General features: G+C 69.1%; 28 protein-coding genes. 19 read left to right on the top strand and 9 right to left on the bottom strand.

Annotated features, from left to right (window positions below):
• Positions 1 to 78: 78 nt before the first annotated feature.
• From ACZ4M5_RS33500 to ACZ4M5_RS33530, 7 genes are all read left to right on the top strand, one after another.
• Positions 79 to 483: a peptidoglycan-binding protein gene (locus ACZ4M5_RS33500; protein ID WP_467742655.1), complete on the top strand. Its 405-nt coding sequence runs from the start codon at positions 79 to 81 to the stop codon at positions 481 to 483.
• Positions 484 to 485: 2 nt separating this feature from the next.
• Positions 486 to 1,454 (top strand): peptidoglycan-binding protein, encoded by a 969-nt coding sequence (locus ACZ4M5_RS33505; protein WP_467742657.1) that lies wholly within the window; start codon positions 486 to 488, stop codon positions 1,452 to 1,454.
• A 49-nt stretch (positions 1,455 to 1,503) separates the two neighbouring features.
• Positions 1,504 to 1,878 (top strand): hypothetical protein, encoded by a 375-nt coding sequence (locus tag ACZ4M5_RS33510; RefSeq protein WP_467742659.1) that lies wholly within the window; start codon positions 1,504 to 1,506, stop codon positions 1,876 to 1,878.
• 77 nt (positions 1,879 to 1,955) lie between these two features.
• On the top strand, positions 1,956 to 2,291 hold the full coding sequence (locus ACZ4M5_RS33515) for a hypothetical protein (protein ID WP_467742661.1): 336 nt from the start codon (positions 1,956 to 1,958) through the stop codon (positions 2,289 to 2,291).
• Positions 2,254 to 2,499, top strand: a complete 246-nt coding sequence (locus ACZ4M5_RS33520) for a DUF7620 family protein (protein WP_467742663.1) — start codon at positions 2,254 to 2,256, stop codon at positions 2,497 to 2,499. Before ACZ4M5_RS33515 ends, ACZ4M5_RS33520 begins: the two co-directional genes overlap by 38 nt.
• Positions 2,499 to 2,840 (top strand): putative phage holin, encoded by a 342-nt coding sequence (locus ACZ4M5_RS33525; protein ID WP_467742665.1) that lies wholly within the window; start codon positions 2,499 to 2,501, stop codon positions 2,838 to 2,840. The genes ACZ4M5_RS33520 and ACZ4M5_RS33525 overlap by 1 nt, the downstream gene beginning before the upstream one ends.
• A 12-nt stretch (positions 2,841 to 2,852) precedes the next feature.
• A complete protein-coding gene (locus tag ACZ4M5_RS33530; protein ID WP_467742667.1) occupies positions 2,853 to 4,898 on the top strand; it encodes a hypothetical protein in 2,046 nt (681 codons plus the stop codon).
• Between the two features lies 1 nt (position 4,899).
• Here ACZ4M5_RS33530 and thyX read toward each other — a convergent pair whose 3' ends face one another.
• Complete coding sequence (gene thyX / locus ACZ4M5_RS33535) at positions 4,900 to 5,640, bottom strand: FAD-dependent thymidylate synthase (protein ID WP_467742669.1); 741 nt, start codon at positions 5,638 to 5,640, stop codon at positions 4,900 to 4,902.
• Positions 5,641 to 6,019: 379 nt separating this feature from the next.
• Here thyX and ACZ4M5_RS33540 point away from each other — a divergent pair, with 379 nt between their 5' ends.
• Entirely contained in the window at positions 6,020 to 6,304 is a 285-nt protein-coding gene (locus tag ACZ4M5_RS33540) for a hypothetical protein (protein WP_467742671.1), read from the top strand.
• A gap of 77 nt (positions 6,305 to 6,381) precedes the next feature.
• Here ACZ4M5_RS33540 and ACZ4M5_RS33545 read toward each other — a convergent pair whose 3' ends face one another.
• Together ACZ4M5_RS33545 and ACZ4M5_RS33550 are read right to left on the bottom strand one after the other, a co-directional pair.
• Positions 6,382 to 6,519 (bottom strand): hypothetical protein, encoded by a 138-nt coding sequence (locus ACZ4M5_RS33545; RefSeq protein WP_467742673.1) that lies wholly within the window; start codon positions 6,517 to 6,519, stop codon positions 6,382 to 6,384.
• A 9-nt stretch (positions 6,520 to 6,528) separates the two neighbouring features.
• Positions 6,529 to 6,945 (bottom strand): hypothetical protein, encoded by a 417-nt coding sequence (locus ACZ4M5_RS33550; protein ID WP_467742675.1) that lies wholly within the window; start codon positions 6,943 to 6,945, stop codon positions 6,529 to 6,531.
• Positions 6,946 to 7,126: 181 nt separating this feature from the next.
• Here ACZ4M5_RS33550 and ACZ4M5_RS33555 point away from each other — a divergent pair, with 181 nt between their 5' ends.
• The 4 genes from ACZ4M5_RS33555 to ACZ4M5_RS33570 all read left to right on the top strand — a co-directional run bounded on the left by ACZ4M5_RS33555 (position 7,127) and on the right by ACZ4M5_RS33570 (position 10,134).
• Entirely contained in the window at positions 7,127 to 7,408 is a 282-nt protein-coding gene (locus ACZ4M5_RS33555) for a hypothetical protein (protein WP_467742677.1), read from the top strand.
• An 801-nt stretch (positions 7,409 to 8,209) separates the two neighbouring features.
• Positions 8,210 to 8,683: a DUF4145 domain-containing protein gene (locus ACZ4M5_RS33560; RefSeq protein ID WP_467742679.1), complete on the top strand. Its 474-nt coding sequence runs from the start codon at positions 8,210 to 8,212 to the stop codon at positions 8,681 to 8,683.
• A 120-nt stretch (positions 8,684 to 8,803) separates the two neighbouring features.
• Positions 8,804 to 9,073, top strand: coding sequence for a hypothetical protein (locus tag ACZ4M5_RS33565; RefSeq protein WP_467742681.1), 270 nt, complete (start codon positions 8,804 to 8,806; stop codon positions 9,071 to 9,073).
• Positions 9,070 to 10,134, top strand: coding sequence for a tyrosine-type recombinase/integrase (locus ACZ4M5_RS33570; RefSeq protein ID WP_467742683.1), 1,065 nt, complete (start codon positions 9,070 to 9,072; stop codon positions 10,132 to 10,134). The genes ACZ4M5_RS33565 and ACZ4M5_RS33570 overlap by 4 nt, the downstream gene beginning before the upstream one ends.
• On the opposite strand, the gene ACZ4M5_RS33575 is transcribed toward ACZ4M5_RS33570, so the two are convergent.
• The 6 genes from ACZ4M5_RS33575 to ACZ4M5_RS33600 form a co-directional block, all read right to left on the bottom strand.
• Positions 10,131 to 10,343 carry a hypothetical protein gene (locus ACZ4M5_RS33575; RefSeq protein ID WP_467742685.1) on the bottom strand — a complete coding sequence of 71 codons (213 nt, stop codon included), beginning with the start codon at positions 10,341 to 10,343 and terminating at the stop codon, positions 10,131 to 10,133. The two genes, ACZ4M5_RS33570 and ACZ4M5_RS33575, sit on opposite strands and share 4 nt — an antisense overlap.
• Positions 10,340 to 10,561 (bottom strand): hypothetical protein, encoded by a 222-nt coding sequence (locus ACZ4M5_RS33580; RefSeq protein ID WP_467742687.1) that lies wholly within the window; start codon positions 10,559 to 10,561, stop codon positions 10,340 to 10,342. Before ACZ4M5_RS33580 ends, ACZ4M5_RS33575 begins: the two co-directional genes overlap by 4 nt.
• 154 nt (positions 10,562 to 10,715) lie before the next feature.
• Positions 10,716 to 11,576 carry a hypothetical protein gene (locus tag ACZ4M5_RS33585; protein WP_467742689.1) on the bottom strand — a complete coding sequence of 287 codons (861 nt, stop codon included), beginning with the start codon at positions 11,574 to 11,576 and terminating at the stop codon, positions 10,716 to 10,718.
• A 620-nt stretch (positions 11,577 to 12,196) separates the two neighbouring features.
• On the bottom strand, positions 12,197 to 12,388 hold the full coding sequence (locus tag ACZ4M5_RS33590; protein ID WP_467742691.1) for a DUF6011 domain-containing protein: 192 nt from the start codon (positions 12,386 to 12,388) through the stop codon (positions 12,197 to 12,199).
• Between the two features lie 124 nt (positions 12,389 to 12,512).
• Positions 12,513 to 12,863, bottom strand: a complete 351-nt coding sequence (locus tag ACZ4M5_RS33595) for a hypothetical protein (protein WP_467742693.1) — start codon at positions 12,861 to 12,863, stop codon at positions 12,513 to 12,515.
• A gap of 8 nt (positions 12,864 to 12,871) precedes the next feature.
• Positions 12,872 to 13,270 (bottom strand): WYL domain-containing protein, encoded by a 399-nt coding sequence (locus ACZ4M5_RS33600; RefSeq protein ID WP_467742695.1) that lies wholly within the window; start codon positions 13,268 to 13,270, stop codon positions 12,872 to 12,874.
• A 235-nt stretch (positions 13,271 to 13,505) separates the two neighbouring features.
• Here ACZ4M5_RS33600 and ACZ4M5_RS33605 point away from each other — a divergent pair, with 235 nt between their 5' ends.
• The 7 genes from ACZ4M5_RS33605 (at position 13,506) to ACZ4M5_RS33635 (ending at position 18,397) form a co-directional block, all read left to right on the top strand.
• Positions 13,506 to 13,976, top strand: coding sequence for a hypothetical protein (locus ACZ4M5_RS33605; protein ID WP_467742697.1), 471 nt, complete (start codon positions 13,506 to 13,508; stop codon positions 13,974 to 13,976).
• 94 nt (positions 13,977 to 14,070) lie between these two features.
• The gene (bet, locus tag ACZ4M5_RS33610) at positions 14,071 to 15,111 is read left to right on the top strand and encodes a phage recombination protein Bet (RefSeq protein ID WP_467742699.1); all 1,041 of its coding nucleotides are present in this window, start codon (positions 14,071 to 14,073) and stop codon (positions 15,109 to 15,111) included.
• Entirely contained in the window at positions 15,111 to 16,352 is a 1,242-nt protein-coding gene (locus ACZ4M5_RS33615; RefSeq protein WP_467742701.1) for a DNA cytosine methyltransferase, read from the top strand. Before bet ends, ACZ4M5_RS33615 begins: the two co-directional genes overlap by 1 nt.
• 120 nt (positions 16,353 to 16,472) lie before the next feature.
• A complete protein-coding gene (locus ACZ4M5_RS33620; RefSeq protein ID WP_467742703.1) occupies positions 16,473 to 16,778 on the top strand; it encodes a hypothetical protein in 306 nt (101 codons plus the stop codon).
• Between the two features lie 49 nt (positions 16,779 to 16,827).
• Positions 16,828 to 17,118 (top strand): hypothetical protein, encoded by a 291-nt coding sequence (locus tag ACZ4M5_RS33625; RefSeq protein ID WP_467742705.1) that lies wholly within the window; start codon positions 16,828 to 16,830, stop codon positions 17,116 to 17,118.
• Positions 17,118 to 17,972, top strand: coding sequence for a WhiB family transcriptional regulator (locus ACZ4M5_RS33630; RefSeq protein WP_467742707.1), 855 nt, complete (start codon positions 17,118 to 17,120; stop codon positions 17,970 to 17,972). Before ACZ4M5_RS33625 ends, ACZ4M5_RS33630 begins: the two co-directional genes overlap by 1 nt.
• Entirely contained in the window at positions 17,969 to 18,397 is a 429-nt protein-coding gene (locus tag ACZ4M5_RS33635; protein WP_467742709.1) for a hypothetical protein, read from the top strand. The genes ACZ4M5_RS33630 and ACZ4M5_RS33635 overlap by 4 nt, the downstream gene beginning before the upstream one ends.
• Positions 18,398 to 18,692: the final 295 nt, after the last annotated feature.

Consider the following 18,692-nt stretch of genomic DNA (forward strand, 5'->3'; position numbering starts at 1 on the left):
CCGCCGAGGGACGACCGCGCACCTGCGGTCCGCCAGCACTTGTTCACCTGGGCGCGGGGAGATCCAGGAGTCCGGGCGATGCCCGATCCGACCACACAGCAGGACGAGCAGACGGCTGCCCGGAAGCCGAAGCAGACCACCGCCGACGCGGTCCCCGGCGCCGACACCCCGGCCCCGGCCGTCCCGGAGCCGGCCACCGACACCACCAGCGCGTTCGAGCCGTACCCGGGCGCCGACTTCTTCCACGGCGGCCGCCACAGCCCCATCGTCACCGCCATGGCCCGCCGCCTCGAGGCCGAAGGCTGCTCCGACGGCCGCTACCTCGGCCCGGACTGGACCAACGCCCACCGCGACGCCTTCGCCCGCTTCCAGCACCAGCTGCGCCCCAAGGAGGGCGGCGACGTGTCCGGCATCCCCGACCGGGTCGCCTGGGAACGCCTCGAGGTCCCCCGCGTCAGCCCCCGCACCCGAGACGAGGACTGACCGTGGCCAGGAACGGACCCCAGAAGATCCCCGGTGCCTCCCAGACCTACTTCTACGGATCCGGCCGCTACTCCGGCTCGGACATGGAAGTGAACTGCGGCGTCGTCCACACCACCGAGGGCATGACCCTGCCCTCCTACAACAGCGGCGCAATGGCCCCCACCGTGACCGGCGTCCCGGACATCAAGGCCAAGAAGATCCGCTGGTACCAGCACTACGACGTCGACGAGTCCGCCCGCGCGCTCGCCAACAAGCTCGGCGGCGTACAAACCAACACCAACAACGCCTTCCAGATCGAACTCGTCGGCACCTGCGACGACACCAAGAAGACGACCTGGTCGGGCAAGAAGGCCGGCGTCGACTACCTGCACTGGCCGACCGCCCCCGACTGGGCGCTCGCCGAGGTCGCCTGGCTGGTGCGCTGGCTGCACGACTACCACGCCGTGCCCCTCACCTGCGTCAGCAACTGGCTGGCCTACGGCAAGGACTCCCGGCGTCCCGGCGTCACGCCCGCCTCCTACGGCTCCAGCCCGGCCCGCATGTCCTTCACCGAGTGGAACGCCTTCAAGGGCTGGTGCGGCCACCAGCACGTTCCCGAGAACGACCACGGCGACCCTGGCTCGATGGACTTCCCTCGTGTCATCGCCCTCGCCAAGCAGGGCCTGAACGAGCAGCCGACGAAGCCGTCCACCCCGACGAAGCCGACGCAGCCCAAGCCGCCCGCGTCGAGCGTGCCGAAGTTCCCGGGCCGGGACTACTTCAAGCCCGGAGCCAACAACAAGTACGTCACCCAGCTCGGCCAGCAACTCGTCCGCAAGGGCTACGGCCGCTTCTACCAGGTGGGCCCCGGCCCTCGCTGGGGCGAGGCCGACCGCAAGGCCGTGCAGGCCTTCCAGCGCGCCCAGAAGTGGACCGGCTCCGACGCCGACGGCTACCCCGGCCCCGAAACGTGGAAGCGGCTGTTCTCGTGACCGCCCTCCCCGCAGCCCGCAAGCCCCACCTTCCATCAAGGAGACCCTCGTGAAGCCCATCGTTCTCTTCGGCCGTGAACCGGCGGCCTGGCTGGCGCTGTTCGCCGTCGCTGTGAAGCTGTTCTCCGCGTTCGTCATCGAGGTCGACGAGGAAACCCAGGCATGGGTCAACGCGGTCGCCGCAGCAGGCATGGGTGTGTTCATTGCCTGGGCCACTAAGGACGGCGTCGTCGCCGCGATCCTCGGCCTCGTCCAGGCCGCCATCGCTCTCGCCGTCGGTCTCGGCCTTGACTGGGATGTGACCACGCAGGCCGTGGTGCTGTCGTTCGTGTCCCTCGCTCTGGGCGCCTACGACCGCACACAGGTAACGGCGCCTGTGGCTCACAACGGCACCCGGCTCGTCGTCGCCGACCGCGAGATCTGACATCCCATGACCGCGAGGCACGCCACGCGTCGACTGGCAGCGGTGCTGGCGTGCCCCACCTATAAGGAGCGGCACCGGTGAACGACCTGTCGGCCGTCAACGTCCTCTTGCCGGGCGGGGCCGGGGCCATCGTCACCCTCATCGTGCTGCTCATTCTCCGAGGCAACCTCGTCGCCCGATCCGTCCTCGAGGACGTACGCAAGGACCGCGACGACCGCATCGCCGAACTCGCCAAGGAACGCGATGCATGGCGGGAAGCCCACAGGGAGAGCGAAGCCGCACGCATCGAAGCGCAGAACCAGGTCGGTGAACTCGTGGAACTGTCCCGCCTCGCCGACCACGTCCTGCGTGCCATACGAGGGGAGGTGCCCGGGGATGCGATGGATCAGTCGGTTGCTGCGCCGCCGTCCTGACACTGCCCCTCAGCGCCCGGAACAGGTCGATAAGACGAAGGGGCAGCGGGAAGCCGAACACGCCCTGTCCCGCGCCCGAGAGGCCCGTAAGGCGGTCGCCGCCTACTGGCCAGTCGTCTCCCGTGTTGTTGCCGGCCTGGCCGACCAGCGGGAGCAGAACCACTTCGCGGAACTGTTCCGCCAAGGCTTCGAGGGAGGCCAACGCTAATGGACTGCGCACAGCTTGCGAACGTTGCGGCCTCGGGTCTGGTCGCCCTGTGCTGCCTCGTCTTCGCCGTCGTCTACGAACGTAAGGCGCCGTGGAGATCCACCCCGGTGGGCCGCCACATCATGACGTTCACGCTGGCGATAGGGGCGCTCGGCGCCTACACCGTGGCGATCACCCTCTGGGACCACGGGGCACCTGCCGCCGCGCTCCGCGCCACGCGAACTCTGCTGCTGCTGGTCATCGCCGCCCTGGTGGTGCAGCGCATCCGCATGGTGATCCGCGCCCAGCACCACCACGCACCACCCGCCGACCGGGAACCGACCGGCCCGCCTTCTGTCTGAACTGGAGTACGAATGACCACGGTGACCGGGAAGCTGCTCGGGCCGGCCGCCCCGCAGCGGGTGGAGATGACGGCCACCCTCGTCGATGTGACGGGCAAGCCCGCCGTCGGCTATGTGGCGTCCGTGCCGGGGGAGCTGGTGCAGCCCAAGCGGATCACCGCCGGCAGTGACGGCGCCTGGACCGTGGACCTCACCCCCAACGGCGACATCGTCTCCGATGCGGGGGACACCCTGTGGTGCATCACCGAAGGCCGCATGCTCGACGGCACCCCCATCCGCACCTACATCGTGGTGCCGGCCACGGGCACGCACTGGGTGGGCGGCATCCGAGCCGACCTGTCCGACACGCAGACCGGGCAAGGCACCGTCGTCTACCTGCCCGGCCCGGCAGGCCCTAAAGGACCCCAAGGCGCCACCGGCCCCCAGGGCCCGCAGGGCGAACCCGGTCCGGCAGGCCCCGCCGGACCGGCCGGGGCAGACGGACAGCAAGGCCCCGCCGGACCGGCCGGCCCCCAGGGTGAGACAGGCCCCGAAGGACCCCAGCCCGACCTCGGTGCCGCCGGCGCCGGAGACGATGTGGCGCTGCGCTCCACCGACCCCACCACCACCAACCCGCGCACCCCCCTGCCGCATGCGGCCTCGCACGCCACCGGCGGCACCGACGCCCTCACCGCGGCCGCCATCGGCGCCGAACCCGCCGGCACCGCCGCGGCCGCCGTCGCCGCCCACGCCGCCGACACCACCGACGTCCACGGCATCCCCAACACCGCGGCCCTCGAGACGGCCATCGGTGCCCAGACCAAGGCCGACGCTGCCCAAGCTGCCGCCACCACCGCCGCTGCTTCGGACGCCACCAGCAAGGTCACCGCCCACACGAACGCCACCGACCCGCATGGCGATCGGGCCTGGGCCGACAACAAGTTCGCCACCAGCACCGACCTCGGCACCCTCAACACCACCGTCGGCAACCTCGGCGGCAGCGTCACCCAGCTCGACGGCTTCGTGCAGGACTGCCTCACCCGGGTCGCCGCCATCGAACAAGGCACCGCGTTCCTGTCCGCCCTGAACGTCGCCGGCAACGCACAGATCGCCGAAGGCAACCTCACCGTCACCGACTTCACCAAGGGCTACCGCTTCCGCGTCGACGGAGACGCCCTCGACCTCGAGGCCACAGGCAAGGACCTCATCGTCAGCGTGTGGTCGGGGAACGGCTTCAACGGCGACCAGCACTCCTACGACCGGTACGCCGCCGACGCCGACGCGGCACAGCACGCCGGCCGCCGCGAGTACGTCGCATCCCTGTACGGCGCCGCCGTGCACACCCTCGACCCGGCCACCGGCATCGCCGCCCTCGGCGCCCGCAACAGCCTGACGAACGTGCGTCTCGCCGGCCGCCGCGCCACCGTCGGCCCCCCGACGAGCGGCTCCTGGGACGCCGGGGACACCGTCCAGGACTCCACCGGCGTCTGGTGGCTGTGCACCGCCGCGGGCACGCCCGGCACGTGGCAGACCCCGGCCGCCCCCGGCAACGAATGGACCCCCGCCGACCAGGGACTCGCCGGGTGGACGTTCGACCCCGCCTCGTGCACCACCACCGGCACCACCCTCAGCGCCGGATTCATCTACCTCATGCAGATCGTCCTGCGGAACGCGGCCACCCTCACCAAGCTGCATGCCGTCATCGGCACCGCCGGGTCCGGGCTCACCGCCGGGCAGTGCCTGGCCGGGGTGTACGACACGGCCGGGAACCGGGTCGGCATCACCGCGGACATGTCGACGACGTGGAACACGGCCGGCAACAAGACCATGAACCTCACCGGGTCCGTGGCGGCTGCGGCCGGGAAGTTGTACGTGGCGTTCCTCTTCAACGGCACCACCAGCCCGACGTTCGCCTGCGGCAGCACCCTCGGCGCCACGTTCACCCCCGGCAACGCCAACCTGACCGCGGGCGCATACCGGTTCTGCCGGTCCGCGGCCGGACAGACCGCCCTCCCGGCCTCGATCACCCTGTCCGGGTACACGCCGGACGCCAACAACGTCTGGTCCGCCGCCAGCTGACCTACGGGGCGACGCGCCCGTTCGCGTTGAACGCCGCGTAGGTGAGCGGCATGAGCTCCGCCCAAGCGCTCTCCATCTGCTCGCCAACCATCTCGATCTCGCGCTGCGGGCTCGACCGGATCACCGCTGCCGGGTTGGTGGTGCGCAGCCCGAGGAAATGCATCAGCGACCGGGCGTTGCAGGTGGCGTAGGCCGACGAGTACAGGCCCACGGGCAGCACCGACCGAGCTACCTCCCGAGCCACGTCGGCCGCCAGCATCGCCTGGTACGCGTCGTAGGCCTGCCGGTAGGCGTTCACCATCACCCGCCCGGTCAGCTCGTGCTGCGCGACGGTCCCGGGCTCGAACCTGTAGTGGCCGGCCTTGCCGACCTGGACCAGCCGCCGGTCCGGGCCGGGGGTGTAGAAGACGGGCTGGAGCTCGCGGTAGCGGCCGCTCTCCTCGTTGTAGGACCAGCCGACGCGGTGCCGCATGAACTCGCGGAAGACGAAGATCGGGGCGCTGACCAGGAACGTCATCGACGTATGTTCCCAAGGGCTTCCATGCCGCTCCCTCATCAGGTAGTTGATCAGCCCCTTGGACCGCTCGGGGTCCTTGTTCAGCTCGTCCAGGGACTGCTCGCCCAGGGTGGAGACGCGGGCGGCGAACAGGACGTCCGCGTCGGACGCGGTGTGCTTGACCAGCTCCACCGTCACGTCACTGCGGAAGACGGGCTCGATGTCGGGGGAGGGGGCGTCGGACATGGGCGGGCTCCGTTCGGGAAGGCGGTACGCCCAGTGTCCCGGCGCCCGGCCGCCTCATTCCCTCCGCACGCTCGTACGATGGCAGGCATGAGCACCCCGACCTCCGACAGACCCAAGCCTCCGACCCCCGAGTGCGCTCCGTCGCAGGTCGGGCCGTGTACGAAGTGCCAGCAGCCGACGCACCGCTATGGGCTGGGCGGGAACCCGCTGTGTGTGCTGTGCACCCGGGAGCTGGAAGCCTGGCGGGCCCAGGTCGCGCGGAAGTAGGCCGACCGCCCGGCGTTGTCAGTGGGCCCGGCTACGGTGGTTGCAGTTCGGACTGCCGAGGGGCCAGGAGGGCTCAGGGACTGGCGGCGGGTCCTGGAGAAGGGGAGGCCATATGGCCAAGAGCGGCGGGTTCAAATTCTCGGCGAGCGACCAGCGGAAGCTGGAGCGCGCGGTGCAGAAGCAGGCGTCGAAGGTGCTGCGCCCGCTGGCGGGTGACCTGGAGTCGATGCTGAACGGCATGTCGCGTGAGTTCCAGGGGCGCCCGGTGGAGGAGATCAAGCCGGTTCTTGCGGAGCGGTGGGCGAAGGCGACGCCGGGCGGGTCGATCACGGAGCCGGAGTTGACGCAGTACGCGGAGCAGATCGCGGCTGGCGGCTCGTTCACGATGCGGACCTGACCCAGTAGCCTGCATGACGGTGCCCCCGCCTGCTTCCTTCAGGCGGGGGCACCGTTGCGTTTCGACGGACGACGTCCTCACTTCTCGGTGGCGCGGTCGGCGGGCGGTCCGAGCCTGCGGAATAGGGCATCCAGCCCGTCATCCACAACGTCGGCTTGGTCGAGTTCGGGGTGGTCGGCCTTCCAGTCCAGGTAGTCCGCAAGCCAGTCACTCACGGCGAGTCCTCACTTCTCAGTGTTCTTGATGGCGGTGTAGAAGGTCTGAACGAGGTCGGCAGGCATCCGGTAGCCGACGACCTTGCCGAAGCCGGGACCCTGCGGCTCGATCGGAGCCTGCATTCCCTCGGGCCAGCGCCCCAGCATGACCCCGCGCTGCATGGCGCGCTTCAGCGCTGCGCTGTGGCCGCGAAGGCTGGAGTTCTCGTCGTCGCGGAGTTCATCGGCGGGCACGTAGCCGTCGCGGATGACGGCTTCCTTTACGATGCGTCGGGCGCGGGCGGGCAGGGAGCGGTAGTAGCTCTCGGCGCGCGGGATCGTCCAGTGGGCGTCTTCCTCCACGTCGGCGGCGTACTCGGCGAGGAGAGCCAGGAGGCGTTCCTGGAAGTCTCCGGTGGGCTGGTCGATCGTGACCGTAATTCTCATGCGGCTCCCCGTTACATCAGACGTGAGTGGACATTGGACTTACGAGTAGAGGGTCGCGCACGCCGTCTCGTTAGTCAAGCGTCTATTCACATCTACGGGTTGAGTGGGCGTCAGGGGCCGCGTGCCGTGGTCCCCGATAAGCTCACTTGCGCCAAGGAAGATCCGGACGGGGGTGGGTCCCATGGAGTCCCCAGACGCAGCACGCACACGACTTCGCGCACGCCAGCAGGAGTTGCAGGTCGAGTTGGGGCAGGTGCAGCGCAAGCTAGAGCAGCTGGACATCACCGTGGTGGTGTCGCAGTGGTGGCAGGCCCCCAGCGGCCCGACGGGGCGCGGCACCGCCTACCACACGGGAACGAACCAGAGCTGCCGACCGCAGAACAAGCCCGACGAGATCACCCTGTACCAAGCTCTGGAAGCGGGGCTGGCCCCGTGCAGGACGTGCAAGCCGAAGAAGTCCTAGCGCGGCCGGCCTCGCAGTAAGGCGGGGCAATAGACCCTCTAGCTCCAGTTAATGTTCCTACTCCCAGGCTGGGCCCTTCGAGGGGAAGCCGGGGCCGGTGCCGTGAGACCGTGAGAGCGTCGCCCCCCTGGAGGAAGCCATGGGACACCGCCCCTACCCGAATGCCGACCGCACGCGCCGGTACGTCGACGCCCGACACGGCAGCAGCTGCCCACGGTGCGGCCACCGCTCCTCAGTCCACCCGTACCGCAAGGGCCAGTTCATGTGCAGGCGCTCCCGCGATGGCATGCCGTCGTGCCGTGAGTGCACCGCTCGTCTCCTGCACCTGAAGGCAGGCCCTCTGCGTGGACTCGTGGAAAGCGCGGCCCAGGTTCACATCACGATGCCGGCCATTCAGGTCATGCCGCCTTCTGGCGCCCTGGCGGTCCACTCCGTCCGGGCGTCCTTGCTTCAGAGTCTCCCGCGTCGCGCGTAGTCCCGGCCGCAGATTCGCTCGGGGGGATGCGCATAACGTGTGTTAATCGCTCCCGTCGGATCGATCACCACGCGTATCGTCTGCCTATGGCAAGCACAATCTGCGGCTGGTGCGGCGACCGCACTCACATGCCGATGGTCCTGGACCCCTACCAGCTACCCGAAGCGGTCTGGCCCACCCGGGGATATGGGCTTACAGACAGGGAGAGGCCTGTCTATATGGCTGCATTCCGGTGCTCGAACGAGAACTGCAAGCGACTGTCCGTAGGTTGGGCGTCCCTCTACAGGGGCGGGGCAGGCACCCCCAAGGAGCGGCTTGCTCAAGAAGTGCTCGAATGGGAGCCCACCAAGATCCGCCGTCCCGCGTTTCCTGACGTGCCGAAGGAGATAGCTGAGACGGCTAGCGAAGCGCACGCGTGCCTCAGCATCGGTGCGGCACGCGGCGCGGTGGCATTGGCGCGAGCAGTGGTTGAGGCGACGGCCAAGGCAAAGGGCGTCACAGCTCACGGCATCGCTCCAAAGATTACTGCCATGAAGGAGCAGGGCATGATCAGCCCGCTCACGGAGAAGACGAGCCACCAGATCCGGAAGGACGGCAACAGCATCGCGCACGGGGACATCGGCGATGAGCCGATGCAACTGGACGATGCTGCGGCAATCCTGGAGTTCATGGATGCGCTGCTGGACGAGGTGTTCCAGCGGCCGGCCAAGCTGACGAGGCTTGCAGAGCGGCACGCGGAGCCAAAGCAGGATGGAAGCACCGGCGAGGCTCGTCCAGCACGCGGCGGAGCGGATTTTTGACGGGTCCGTCGTAGCGGAGAATCGCTCCTGAGCAAGAATCGAACGCATCGAACGGCGGAGGGATCATCGTGTGTGGCGTCGGATAAGCTTTCCTTATCCGATCACATAGGGAGCGGGGCAGTGACCGATCCGCATGACGCCATCGAGCGCCTGATGTCCACGCCGCTCTGGTCAGAGATCCACCACAGCCGGGACTGGGCACTCACCATCACGAACTCCGACCGACTCGAGCTGTTCCTCCACCCCACGGACGCCGAAGGCCTCGAGGGCTGCACGCTGTACGACATGCCCATCCGGAGGAGTATCGGAGTCAAACCGGGCAGCGCCCTCATCTTCGACCACCGCAACGGCCAGTACATCCGACGCGGCGAGCAGCTCCGAGCATCATGAGCAACGAACTTCAACCCGCGGCCTCGCCCGAGCGTTCGGCCCTCATCCAGAAGTGGGCCGAACGGCACGGCATCGACACCGCCCACCGCCTCGCCCAAGCCGAAGACCTCGCCGACGCTGTCCGCCGCGAAATCACCGCCGAAAACACCACCGACACCTACGCCAAAGCCTGGCGCGTCTGGGAACGCTTCACCACCACTCAAGACTTCCCCCTGCTCGAGGGCTCCCGCGGCGCGCTCGTCGCCTACGTCGCCTGGCTACTCCGCCAAGGCCAGACCAACGGCACCGGCTACGCCCCCAGTTCGGCGTCCACCATCCTCGCCGGCACCGTGGTCGAACTCCGCCGCCGCGGCGTCACCGTCACCCGCGACGACCAAGCCGAAGCACGCACCGCCCTCGAGGGCCTGGCCGTCAAGCTGCTGAAGAACAAGGAGCGCCGCGGCCGCGGCAAAGCCGCCGCCGCCCAAGTCCCCGACCTCTACCGCGTCGTCCGCGCCTGCCCCGACACCCTCGCCGGCCACCGGGACAAGGCCCTCATCCTCACCAGCTTCCACTACGCCGCCCGCGCCCAGGACCCGGCGGGCCTGCTCGCCCGAGACGTGACCCTCCACCAGCGCGGCCTGATCGTCTCCATCCTCACCGGCAAGACCAAGCACAGCGTCCGCGACGCCAAAATCCTCTACCAGAAGGACCCAGAGATCTGCCCCGTCGAGGCGTGGAAGGCGTACCGGGAACGCCTGGCCGCCGAAGCCGACCCCAAGTGGTCGGCTCCAGACGCGCCCGCGTTCGTCGGCATCAACCGCTGGGACGCTGTCACCGGAGGCATGGTCCCCGACTCCGTCACCCGCGCCATCAAGCGCATCAGCGTCCGCGCCGGCGTCACGCTCGCCTGGACCGGCCACAGCCTCCGTATCGGCCACGCCTCCACCGCCCGCAAGCAGGGCAAGGACGCCATCGTCATCGCCGACCAGGGCGGATGGGCACGCCACTCACGCTCGATGAACGGCTACTTCCAGATCGAGGACGGCTGGGACGACAACTCCACCGCGGACCTCACCTAGCGCTTGATCTCGCCTGCGGTGGAGGGGGATCCGCCCAGGCGCCAGCCGGTGGACTGCCGGGCCCGGTAGGTGGCGCCGGCGTCGATGCGGGCCTTGTTCCGGGCGAACTCCCGCTCGGCGGCCGCGACATCCCACTCGCGTGGGCTCGTGCTGGTGGCGTCCTGGGTCTGCTGTCGGCGGCGGGGCTTGCCGCGGCGTCGCTTGGTCACGTCTGCACCGTAGCGGCACGGGCGCTCTCCGCGCGGCCGGTCAACCCCGTCCTGCTCCGAGCGTGCGGGGACGGCTGGGACTTCTCAGGGGCGGGCGCCTTCCTCAGCCGGTCGATCAGCCGGAATGCCCGCTCGCTCTTCTCCTCGGACCCGAACAGCGCCGTACCCAGGATGACGGACGCGCCGGTCATGCCGAAGACGCAGACAGCGACTGCCACGTTCGTGACGACACCCGGCGGGATCTGGAACTCGATGTGGATTGGGGATGTGGTGGCGCGGGGCATGGGCGGGTCCTCGTGGTCGGCGTGCCCGGCATGCTAGCCGTGGGCCGCCGGTTCCCCAGAATCCGCTGCGGGCGCCGGCCTGTTGGTGCTAAGGGCCAGTTGGCGGCACGTCCCAGAAACCGGTGTGGGCGAGGGTGTCGGCGGTGACCGGGGGTGTGCGTTCGGCGAGGAGGGGGTGGGTGGCGGCCATCTGCCGGATGATCATGTTGGGGTAGCTGGACTCGATGGGGCGGCCGCCCTGGACGGTGATGAGGGTGTGGACGTCGTCGTCGGGGCGGATGCGGTGCGGCAGGTACTCCTTCAGCGCCGCGGCGGTGAGCGGCTCCAGGACGTGCTTCTTGCCGACGTTCTCGTACTCGTAGTCCGGCGCCCGGACTTCCCAGGTGCCGTCGCCGAGGTCGTACATGTGGCGCATGTCGACGCGGGCGACTTCCGCCGGACGGAGGCCTTCGAGGAGGAGGTAGGCGATGAGGCGGTCGCGGCGGTAGTGGCGGGCGCGGTCGGGTCCCCACATGCCGATGCAGGTCAAAAAGACGGCGCGTTCCATGGGGGTGAGGCGGCGGGGTGGGTTGGCGTCGCGGTCGACGCCGGAGCGGAGCATGGTGAGGTCGGGGACGAGGCGGATGGTTCCGCGGTCTTTGGCGGCCTCGTAGAACTGGGTGAGTGCGGTGATGCGCCGGTCGTGGGTGAGTGCGGCGGCGCGGTGGTGTTCGGCGACGTGGGCGAGGGCGGCGGGGCCGTCGAAGGGGCGGCCGTCGAGCTGCTCCACGAGATAGGTGCCGGCCCAGGCTGCGACGTGCTCGATGCCGCAGTCGAAGGGGTCCACGGGCGGCTTTTGTGTGGTGCACCAGGTGAGCCAGCGACTCACCTCACGCTGGTATTCGATGCGGCTGGAGGAGCGCAGGGGCGCGGTGGTCAGCCAGTCGTCGAGGAGCGTGAGGGGGTCCATGAGGCTTCAGTATGCCCGCCCCGCACCCCAGATCAAGATCTTTAGTAAAACCTCGGGCCCCACTCCACTAGGGGAGGGCGCGTGGGCGAGGGGCGGGGTCGGGTGCGGGCCCTGTACCACGACGGGCGGTTGGGGGTGGGGGTCTCCCGAGGTTTTACGTAAAGATCAGATTCCGGATGGGGCGGGCCATCACAGGGGTCTCGTCGTGGTACTGGAAGCACGCTATGCCCGAACCGGCGGAGCATTCCCCCCGCTCGGCCCGCGGCGTGTCAGGCCGGCCACTTTCCTAGATCGGCTCCCCGGAGCCCGCGGTCCCCGCTAGTGTTCCGGTGGGCCTCTCCCCAAGCTTCATCCGCCCAACCCCGGTTGGGGGTGCATCTCGCCTCGGTCTGCCGAGGCGGAGCCGCTCCCACACGAGGACGGGCGGGACGCTTTGGAGAAGGGAACCCCTTTGAAGAATCACCAGAAGGTCCGTGCCCACGTCCTGCGTGGCCTCGGACAGGTCGTCAGCAGTGTGGCCGCGGCTGTACTCGCCAAGGTCATCTGCGCAATGATCGGCCTGTGAAACCAGGGGGAGACGGTCAAGCGCCGTCCCGGGAGTACACCGGGCGGCGCGCCCCTCACAAACCCGGTATGGGGTCTTGGTCGACGTCGTGTCGGTCGTATCCGTGGCGCGGCTCTGGATCGCACTCGGGCCCTAGCCGCCGCTGACGGCTGATCGGATCGGTGAGTTCCTTCTTGCAGTCGCGGCACCACACCCGGGCGGACCCGCCGGGGTCGATGAGCAGCGCTTCCTGCCGTTGGCTGTCCATGACTCCAGTGTCTTCCGAAACGGATCTAGCGGGCTTAGGTGATCCGGTAGTACGCTGCGCGTGCGCAATCAGTGTGAGTTGAGGCCACCCCCGGTTCGGGAGGTGGCCTTCGTCGTGTCCGGGATCAAGCCCGCGGAGGCTTCCCAACACCAGGGCAGGGCTTGCCGGTCGAGAAGCCGGACGGACTTACGCCGGTGTGACGGTGCATCGTGCCGTCGGACTTCACCCGATACGGGAAGCCGCATTCGCCACAGGGCTGCGAGGTGCCAACGATGGCGCGTGCCTTGATCTCATAGCCAATGCGCTCGACCTCTTCCAGGACCAGGTCTCGTTCGGCCTCGTTCGGGAAGTAGTGCTCGGGATCCCAGCCAGCACGTATGGCGGTGATGAGGATCATTCCGGCTTGGTGGGCGGCGGCACGGCGAAGCTCCTTGGCTCGTTCAGGAGTGATCAGCTCATACGGCTCTTCGGTCATCGTCTTCCTTAGGCGGCGAGGTCGGTTTGGTCGCGGGTGATGCGGCGGGTGGGGAGGTAGTCGCGTCCGAGTTCGCGGGCGATGAGCTGCTGCTCGCTGCGGACCACGATGCCGCGTCCGGCGGGGGTCGTTGCCTCCGGCTGCTCCAGGACGAAGCCGATCCGGTGAAGCGTGTAGCTCACGATCTGGTCGACGTAGAAGGAGCGGGCGTCGCCGCGGAGGCGGCAGCCGGCGCGGAGCTGGATGCGTCCGTTCTTGGTGGTGCGGATGTCCCAGGGTTCGACGGTGCGGATGGTCTCCTCGCCGTTCTCGTCGAGGTAGGTGATGGTGACGGCGTGCTGGCGGTCGATGGCGCGGTAGAGGTCGGTGAGGGTTTGGGTGGTGGTCTGCTTCGCGGTGTGCCTCATCGGTGTCCCCCTGGTTGGTGCGGTGTGGTTCCACCGTAGACCAAGACACATTGCATTGCAATGCGTATGCCTGTACTGTTGAGGTTGTTGGGGCGCCGCTCCGACCGCCGCCCTTCGGGCATGGCGTTGCAATGCAGATTGGAGGAAACTGGTGGCCAACGCCCCCACGCGTCCGCCTGGCCACGCTCGGTTCGGGCGGCGCCCGCCGAAAGGACACCGCCGCGTGCCTCGCCCTATGCGCGACCGCCTGCTGACCGCCGCCGACCGTCTGGAGGAGGCCGGCTACCCGGACTCCGCTGCTGACGTTCGGGCCGTTGCCGCTCCGGGCGGGTGGACGATGCTGCGGTCCACGGAGAGTTCCGGCGGGACGAACCTGCCGCTGACGATCGACCGGGAATTGCGTGACCAGTTGAAGGCGAAGGCCGACGAGTTCGGTGTGACGCTGGGTTCGGTGGTCGCGGACGGGTTCCGGAAGGTGCTGGCGGGTGAGTGGCTGCCGCCGAAGCTGGCGCCGAGCCCGACATCCAACAAGGTCGTGCTGAACGTGCGCGTGGACGACTCACTGCGTAAGCAGATCGACGCCCGCAAGACGGAGCTGACCCGCGAGGCCGGCTACCGGGTGACGCAGTCGTCGATCGCGATCTCGTTCATGGCCGAGGAGCTGGGCGTGGACGTGGCGACGGTGGACACGGACCCGGTCGAGTAGCGCTTTCTTGGGGCGGGTCGGTGTGGACGCCGACAACCGCATCGGCCTGTCGCCCCACCTTTCACTGAGCACAACCTCATAGGAGAGACCTCACATGGCGAATGCCATTGAGGCCCCCGCCGGCACGATGGCGGAGGGCCCCACCTCGTACACCCAAAACCAGGCCAACAAGACCGGTGGCGCGCTCGCCATCCGGCCCGAGCAGACCGCATGGACCCCCGAGCAGGCAGCCGTCCTTCAGCAGTCCGGCATCGACAACGAGGTCACCAGCGCCGAGCTGTCCAGCTTCCTGCACCTGTGCCAGCGCACGCAGTTGGACCCGTTCTCCCGGCAGATCTATCTGATCGGACGCTACGACCGGCGTGCCGGCCGGAAGGTGTTCACGCCGCAGACGAGCATCGACGGCTACCGGGTGACCGCGCACCGTGCGGCGGCGAAGGCCGGTCACCGGCTGGGTTACGAGGACACCGTGTGGTGCGACTCGTCGGGCAAGTGGTTCGACGTGTGGCTGTCGGACGAGCCGCCGGCTGCCGCGAAGGTGGTGGTGGTTCGGGATGGTCAGCGGTTCCCGGCGGTGGCGAAGTACAGCGAGTACGTGCAGACCAATAAGGACGACAAGCCGATCGGGCTGTGGGGCAAGATGCCCGCAACGATGACGGCGAAGTGCGCGGAGGCGCTGGCGCTGCGGATGGCGTTCCCCCACGATCTGGCGGGGGTGTACACGGCTGAGGAGATGGCGCAGGCCGACAACCCGGAGCCGGAGCAGGCCCAGCCGCGTGTGACTGTCGTGCAGTCAAGGCCGGACACTCCGCTGGCCGAGGCCACGCCAACGCGTGACTACCTCGCCGAGGCCGCCGAGACGGCCGATGCTGAGCAGCTCGCCGCGATCCTGGCCGCTGCTGAGGCGGCAGGTGCGCCTCCGGAGTACCTGGCGTGCCTGGCCGATCTGCGTGACGCGCATGCTGCCGAGACCGTGGGCCCTGTGCGCGATCTGCACAGTGCCGCACAGGCCCGGGGTGTTCGTCCCGAGCATCTGGCCCGACTGGCCGCGATCGGTGCCACCAAGCCGGGAGCCAAGCAGCAGGCCGTCGGAGGCGGGAACCTGGGCGGCGCCGGGGAAGGGCAGGCCGCCTGATGGCCGGCCCGCGGATCGCGTCTTTCTGCTCGGGGTTCGGCGGGCTGGAGATGGCTGTGCAGGCGGCGTTCGGTGGTGAGACGGTCTTCCATGCCGACCCTGACCCGGGCGCGTCGAAGATCCTCGCTCACCACTGGCCCACAGTGCCGAACCTTGGCGACATCACTGCCCTCGACTGGGCCCAGGTTGCCGCTGAGCACGGGCCCATCGACCTCGCAGCGATGGGCTTTCCCTGCCAGGACTTGTCCCTCGCCGGCCTCGGCACGGGGCTCCTGCCCGGTACTCGTTCCGGCCTGTGGCTGCACTGCGCGGCTGGCATCAAGGCCCTCAACCCCCGATTCGTGGTGATCGAAAATGTCCGTGGACTCTGCTCGGCCCCAGCCCATAGCGACCTGGAACCCTGCCCGTGGTGTGTGGGAGACCGCGGCGAGGAACCTGTTCTGCGAGCACTCGGAGCTGTACTCGGGGACTTGGCCGACCTCGGGTTCGATGCGGAGTGGCTCGGTCTTCCCGCCAGCGATCCCGCCGTCGGAGCACCGCACGAACGGTGGCGGGAGTTCATCCTCGCCTGGCGCGCTGATGCCAACCCCAACGACCTCCGACGGAACGGGCGGGCCGGGAACGACGCCGAAGCGGGCGGGCGGGATGAACCTGCGGACCGCGGTGACGCTGCTGCCGACTCCGGACGCCTGAGCTTCCTACCGACCCCGGTCGCCTCGGACGGCGACCGGGCCAGCCTCACCTACTCGCGGGGGAACCCGACACTGACGGGCGCGGTGGTGACTCTGCTACCAACTCCGAATGCGGGGAACTTCAATGACGGCGAGTCGCTCGAATCGTGGCGGTCCCGCAGAGAGCGCAATAAGGCCAAGGGCATCAACGGCAACGGGCAGGGCACGCCGCTCGCCATAGCCGCTCAAATGCTGGCCGAGCCTGGCGCCCAGAACTGGGTGACCGCGGACGGTACCGACTACGGTCCTGCCATCCGGCGTTGGGAGCCAGTCGCCGGTCGACCAGCTCCCTCTCCCACCGAGCCCGGCGCGCAGGGCAAGCGTCGCCTCAGCCCGGTGTTCAGCGAGTGGATGATCGGTGCTCCGGCCGGCCACATCACCGGCGTGCCTGGTCTGACTCGCAGAGACCAGCTCCGTGCGATTGGCAACGGCGTTGTGTGGCAGCAAGGCGCTCATGCCCTTCGCGTCCTTCACGGCCGGGCGACTCACGGCTTGGCCGTGGCTGCCTGAACCACTCCTGAGCTCGCGCTCTGCGGGCCCTCGAGGGCGCTGCCCTCCCAAGTCCCCGTCTTGGGGCGCCTCGTTTCATCTCACCCTTCTATGGCCGTCGTGCCGGATCGAGGTCTTGTCGTGTCTGAGCTCGTGTCGTGGCTGGTTGCTCATCCGGAGCGGTGGGTGGTGCCGGCCGTCCTGGTCGTGTCGGTTGCCGGTACGGGGCTGGCGTTGTGGTGGGAGCGGGTGTGTCCGTCGTCGTGGACGCGGGGCCCGGAGCATCGTGCGGCGTTGGAGGCGTGGCGGGCGCGTCCGGTGTCGGATCAGTCCGCGGTCGACGAGGCGGCGCTGAATGCCGGCGAGGCGGCTGCTGTGGCTGCTCGTGAGGCGGCGGAGCGTGCCGCACGGGAGGCCGCGCGCACGGGGTCTCTGTACCGGCCGTGAGCCGGGGTTCTGGTTGTTGAGTCCTTCCCCTGTTCTGGAGGTGAGCGTCTTGATATCTGCTCGAACGTTGACGGCCGTCGCGGTGCTCACCGTGGCGGCCGTCGCCGTCTACGCCCAGATGCGGCGTCGTGAGCGTCGGTTGCGGCGTGCGGCGGTGGCGGAGCGGCTGATGGCGGGCCGGGTGTGTCACGACAACGCGGCGTTGGGGGAGGAGTTGGCGCGGTTTCGGTCGCGGGTGGATCCGTTGCTGGTGCGGGAGGCGGTGACGGCGGCCGCGGGCCTGGCCGCGGAGGAGGACGAGGGCGTGTTCGAGGTGCCGGTGGAAGGAGGCCCGCGGTGATGCGGTCGGACAAGAGCAGCGTGCAGCTGCGTAGGGAGTGGCTGGAGCACCCGTATTTCCGGTATCGGGGGTGCGCTCCGGATGTGGATGATCCGTCGCGGATGGCGGGGGACCCGTCGTTGCCGGTGGGTGCGCATCATGCGCCGGACGCGTGGGTGCCGGAGTCTCAGCCGAAGCGGAAAGCCCGCGAGGCGGCTGCGGTGGAGGTGTGCCTGAACTGCCCGGTGATGGTCGCCTGTGACGCGTATGCGTCGTCGGTGGTGTGGGTGAACGGCATGCCGAAGGTGGCGGAGCCGGACGGTGTGTGGGGTGGTCGTCGGTCGCTGGAGCGGCACAGGGCTCTTGTGGAGTCGCGGCCGGAGGCGGTGGCGGCGCCGGATGATGCGCTTCGGACGCCGCAGAAGTTGGCTGTGCTTCGGGCTCTGGCGGTGTGCTGGGACGCGTACGCGGTGGCGGAGGCGGCGGGCCTGGATGTGCGGACGGCGAATTGGCAGAGGTCGAGCATCGTCACGAAGTTGGGTCTGTCGAAGGATGCGCCCCGGATGCGCGCCTTGGCGGCTGCGGCTGAGCGGGGTCTGCTGGATGGTGTGGAGCTGGTGGCGGATGACGGCACTGTGCCGGCGGTGCCGCCGCCGACTCCGACGAAGCCCGCCGCCCTGGCCGCGGTGGACCGTCCGGCGGTGTTGCCGGTGGAGCGCGCGCCGGAGGCCCTTCCGCGCGTGGTGAGGTCGCGGCGCAGGCGGGTCACCGCGGTCCGCGGCCAGCTGCCCCTTCCCTTCTTCGACGATGCGGCGCCGGCCGCGACCGTCACCCCCCTGTACTCGTCCACTCGCCGCCTGGAGGCCGCAGCATGACCACCCACCCCAACACCACTCCCGCCGCCTCTGATGCTCAGGACGAGGCCGGGTTCGTGGCGATGCAGACGGACGCGGTGCTGACGGGCCGGGCGATGTCGTCGGGTGCGTTCCTCGCCGGGCTGATCGCCAACGCGCAGTTGGAGACGGTGGGCCGTCCGGACAGGCTGGCTGTGGACCTGTGGCCGGACGAGGATCCGGCGTTGATTCAGGCGGTGTGGGATCGGGCGTTGGCGGTGGGGTTGCATGCGGGGCGCCGGTCGGCGTCGCCGCGCCTGTACCGGGATGAGATGGACCGGATAGTCGGGGAGTTCGCGGCGGCGGGGTTCCATGCGATGGGCGGGAGTGTGGAGCGGTCGCGGCGTCTGGTGGCGCCGGAGGTTGCGGCGCATCCGGCGGACGGCGAGATAGCCCGGGAGCACTGACGACTCGTCACGGTTTGTGTGATGAGCGGCTCGTGAGACACAAGGGGAAGGAGCTGGGACAGATGAGGGCTCGAACCGATAGGCTGGTGCCTGCGCCAGACGACCACTCAGATGTGGTCCCGGCCGACAAGACAAAGGAACGGCCCCGCTGTAACCCCGGTGCTACCAACACCAGGAGCGGGGCCGGGCCGACACACAACCTCCAACAGAAGGTGCCGACGATGGCCAAGAGTACCCGGGGACCAGACCCCGTAGACAGGTCGACCCGCATTTCCGGCGTGAACATCACACCGCC

It is taken from the genome of Streptomyces sp. NPDC026246 (assembly GCF_055567995.1).

What these genes read in the sequence shown, in the direction of transcription:
- ACZ4M5_RS33540 (WP_467742671.1), top strand. Translation starts at nt 6,020, where the DNA reads ATGGCCAAGAGCGGCGGGTTCAAATTCTCGGCGAGCGACCAGCGGAAG.
- ACZ4M5_RS33500 (WP_467742655.1), top strand. Translation starts at nt 79, where the DNA reads ATGCCCGATCCGACCACACAGCAGGACGAGCAGACGGCTGCCCGGAAG.
- thyX (WP_467742669.1), bottom strand. Translation starts at nt 5,640, where the DNA reads ATGTCCGACGCCCCCTCCCCCGACATCGAGCCCGTCTTCCGCAGTGAC.
- ACZ4M5_RS33630 (WP_467742707.1), top strand. Translation starts at nt 17,118, where the DNA reads ATGCGGTCGGACAAGAGCAGCGTGCAGCTGCGTAGGGAGTGGCTGGAG.
- ACZ4M5_RS33595 (WP_467742693.1), bottom strand. Translation starts at nt 12,863, where the DNA reads ATGACCGAAGAGCCGTATGAGCTGATCACTCCTGAACGAGCCAAGGAG.
- ACZ4M5_RS33600 (WP_467742695.1), bottom strand. Translation starts at nt 13,270, where the DNA reads ATGAGGCACACCGCGAAGCAGACCACCACCCAAACCCTCACCGACCTC.
- ACZ4M5_RS33520 (WP_467742663.1), top strand. Translation starts at nt 2,254, where the DNA reads ATGCGATGGATCAGTCGGTTGCTGCGCCGCCGTCCTGACACTGCCCCT.
- ACZ4M5_RS33585 (WP_467742689.1), bottom strand. Translation starts at nt 11,576, where the DNA reads ATGGACCCCCTCACGCTCCTCGACGACTGGCTGACCACCGCGCCCCTG.
- ACZ4M5_RS33525 (WP_467742665.1), top strand. Translation starts at nt 2,499, where the DNA reads ATGGACTGCGCACAGCTTGCGAACGTTGCGGCCTCGGGTCTGGTCGCC.
- ACZ4M5_RS33635 (WP_467742709.1), top strand. Translation starts at nt 17,969, where the DNA reads ATGACCACCCACCCCAACACCACTCCCGCCGCCTCTGATGCTCAGGAC.
- ACZ4M5_RS33550 (WP_467742675.1), bottom strand. Translation starts at nt 6,945, where the DNA reads ATGAGAATTACGGTCACGATCGACCAGCCCACCGGAGACTTCCAGGAA.
- ACZ4M5_RS33555 (WP_467742677.1), top strand. Translation starts at nt 7,127, where the DNA reads ATGGAGTCCCCAGACGCAGCACGCACACGACTTCGCGCACGCCAGCAG.
- ACZ4M5_RS33590 (WP_467742691.1), bottom strand. Translation starts at nt 12,388, where the DNA reads ATGGACAGCCAACGGCAGGAAGCGCTGCTCATCGACCCCGGCGGGTCC.
- ACZ4M5_RS33615 (WP_467742701.1), top strand. Translation starts at nt 15,111, where the DNA reads ATGGCCGGCCCGCGGATCGCGTCTTTCTGCTCGGGGTTCGGCGGGCTG.
- ACZ4M5_RS33530 (WP_467742667.1), top strand. Translation starts at nt 2,853, where the DNA reads ATGACCACGGTGACCGGGAAGCTGCTCGGGCCGGCCGCCCCGCAGCGG.
- ACZ4M5_RS33605 (WP_467742697.1), top strand. Translation starts at nt 13,506, where the DNA reads ATGCGCGACCGCCTGCTGACCGCCGCCGACCGTCTGGAGGAGGCCGGC.
- bet (WP_467742699.1), top strand. Translation starts at nt 14,071, where the DNA reads ATGGCGAATGCCATTGAGGCCCCCGCCGGCACGATGGCGGAGGGCCCC.
- ACZ4M5_RS33570 (WP_467742683.1), top strand. Translation starts at nt 9,070, where the DNA reads ATGAGCAACGAACTTCAACCCGCGGCCTCGCCCGAGCGTTCGGCCCTC.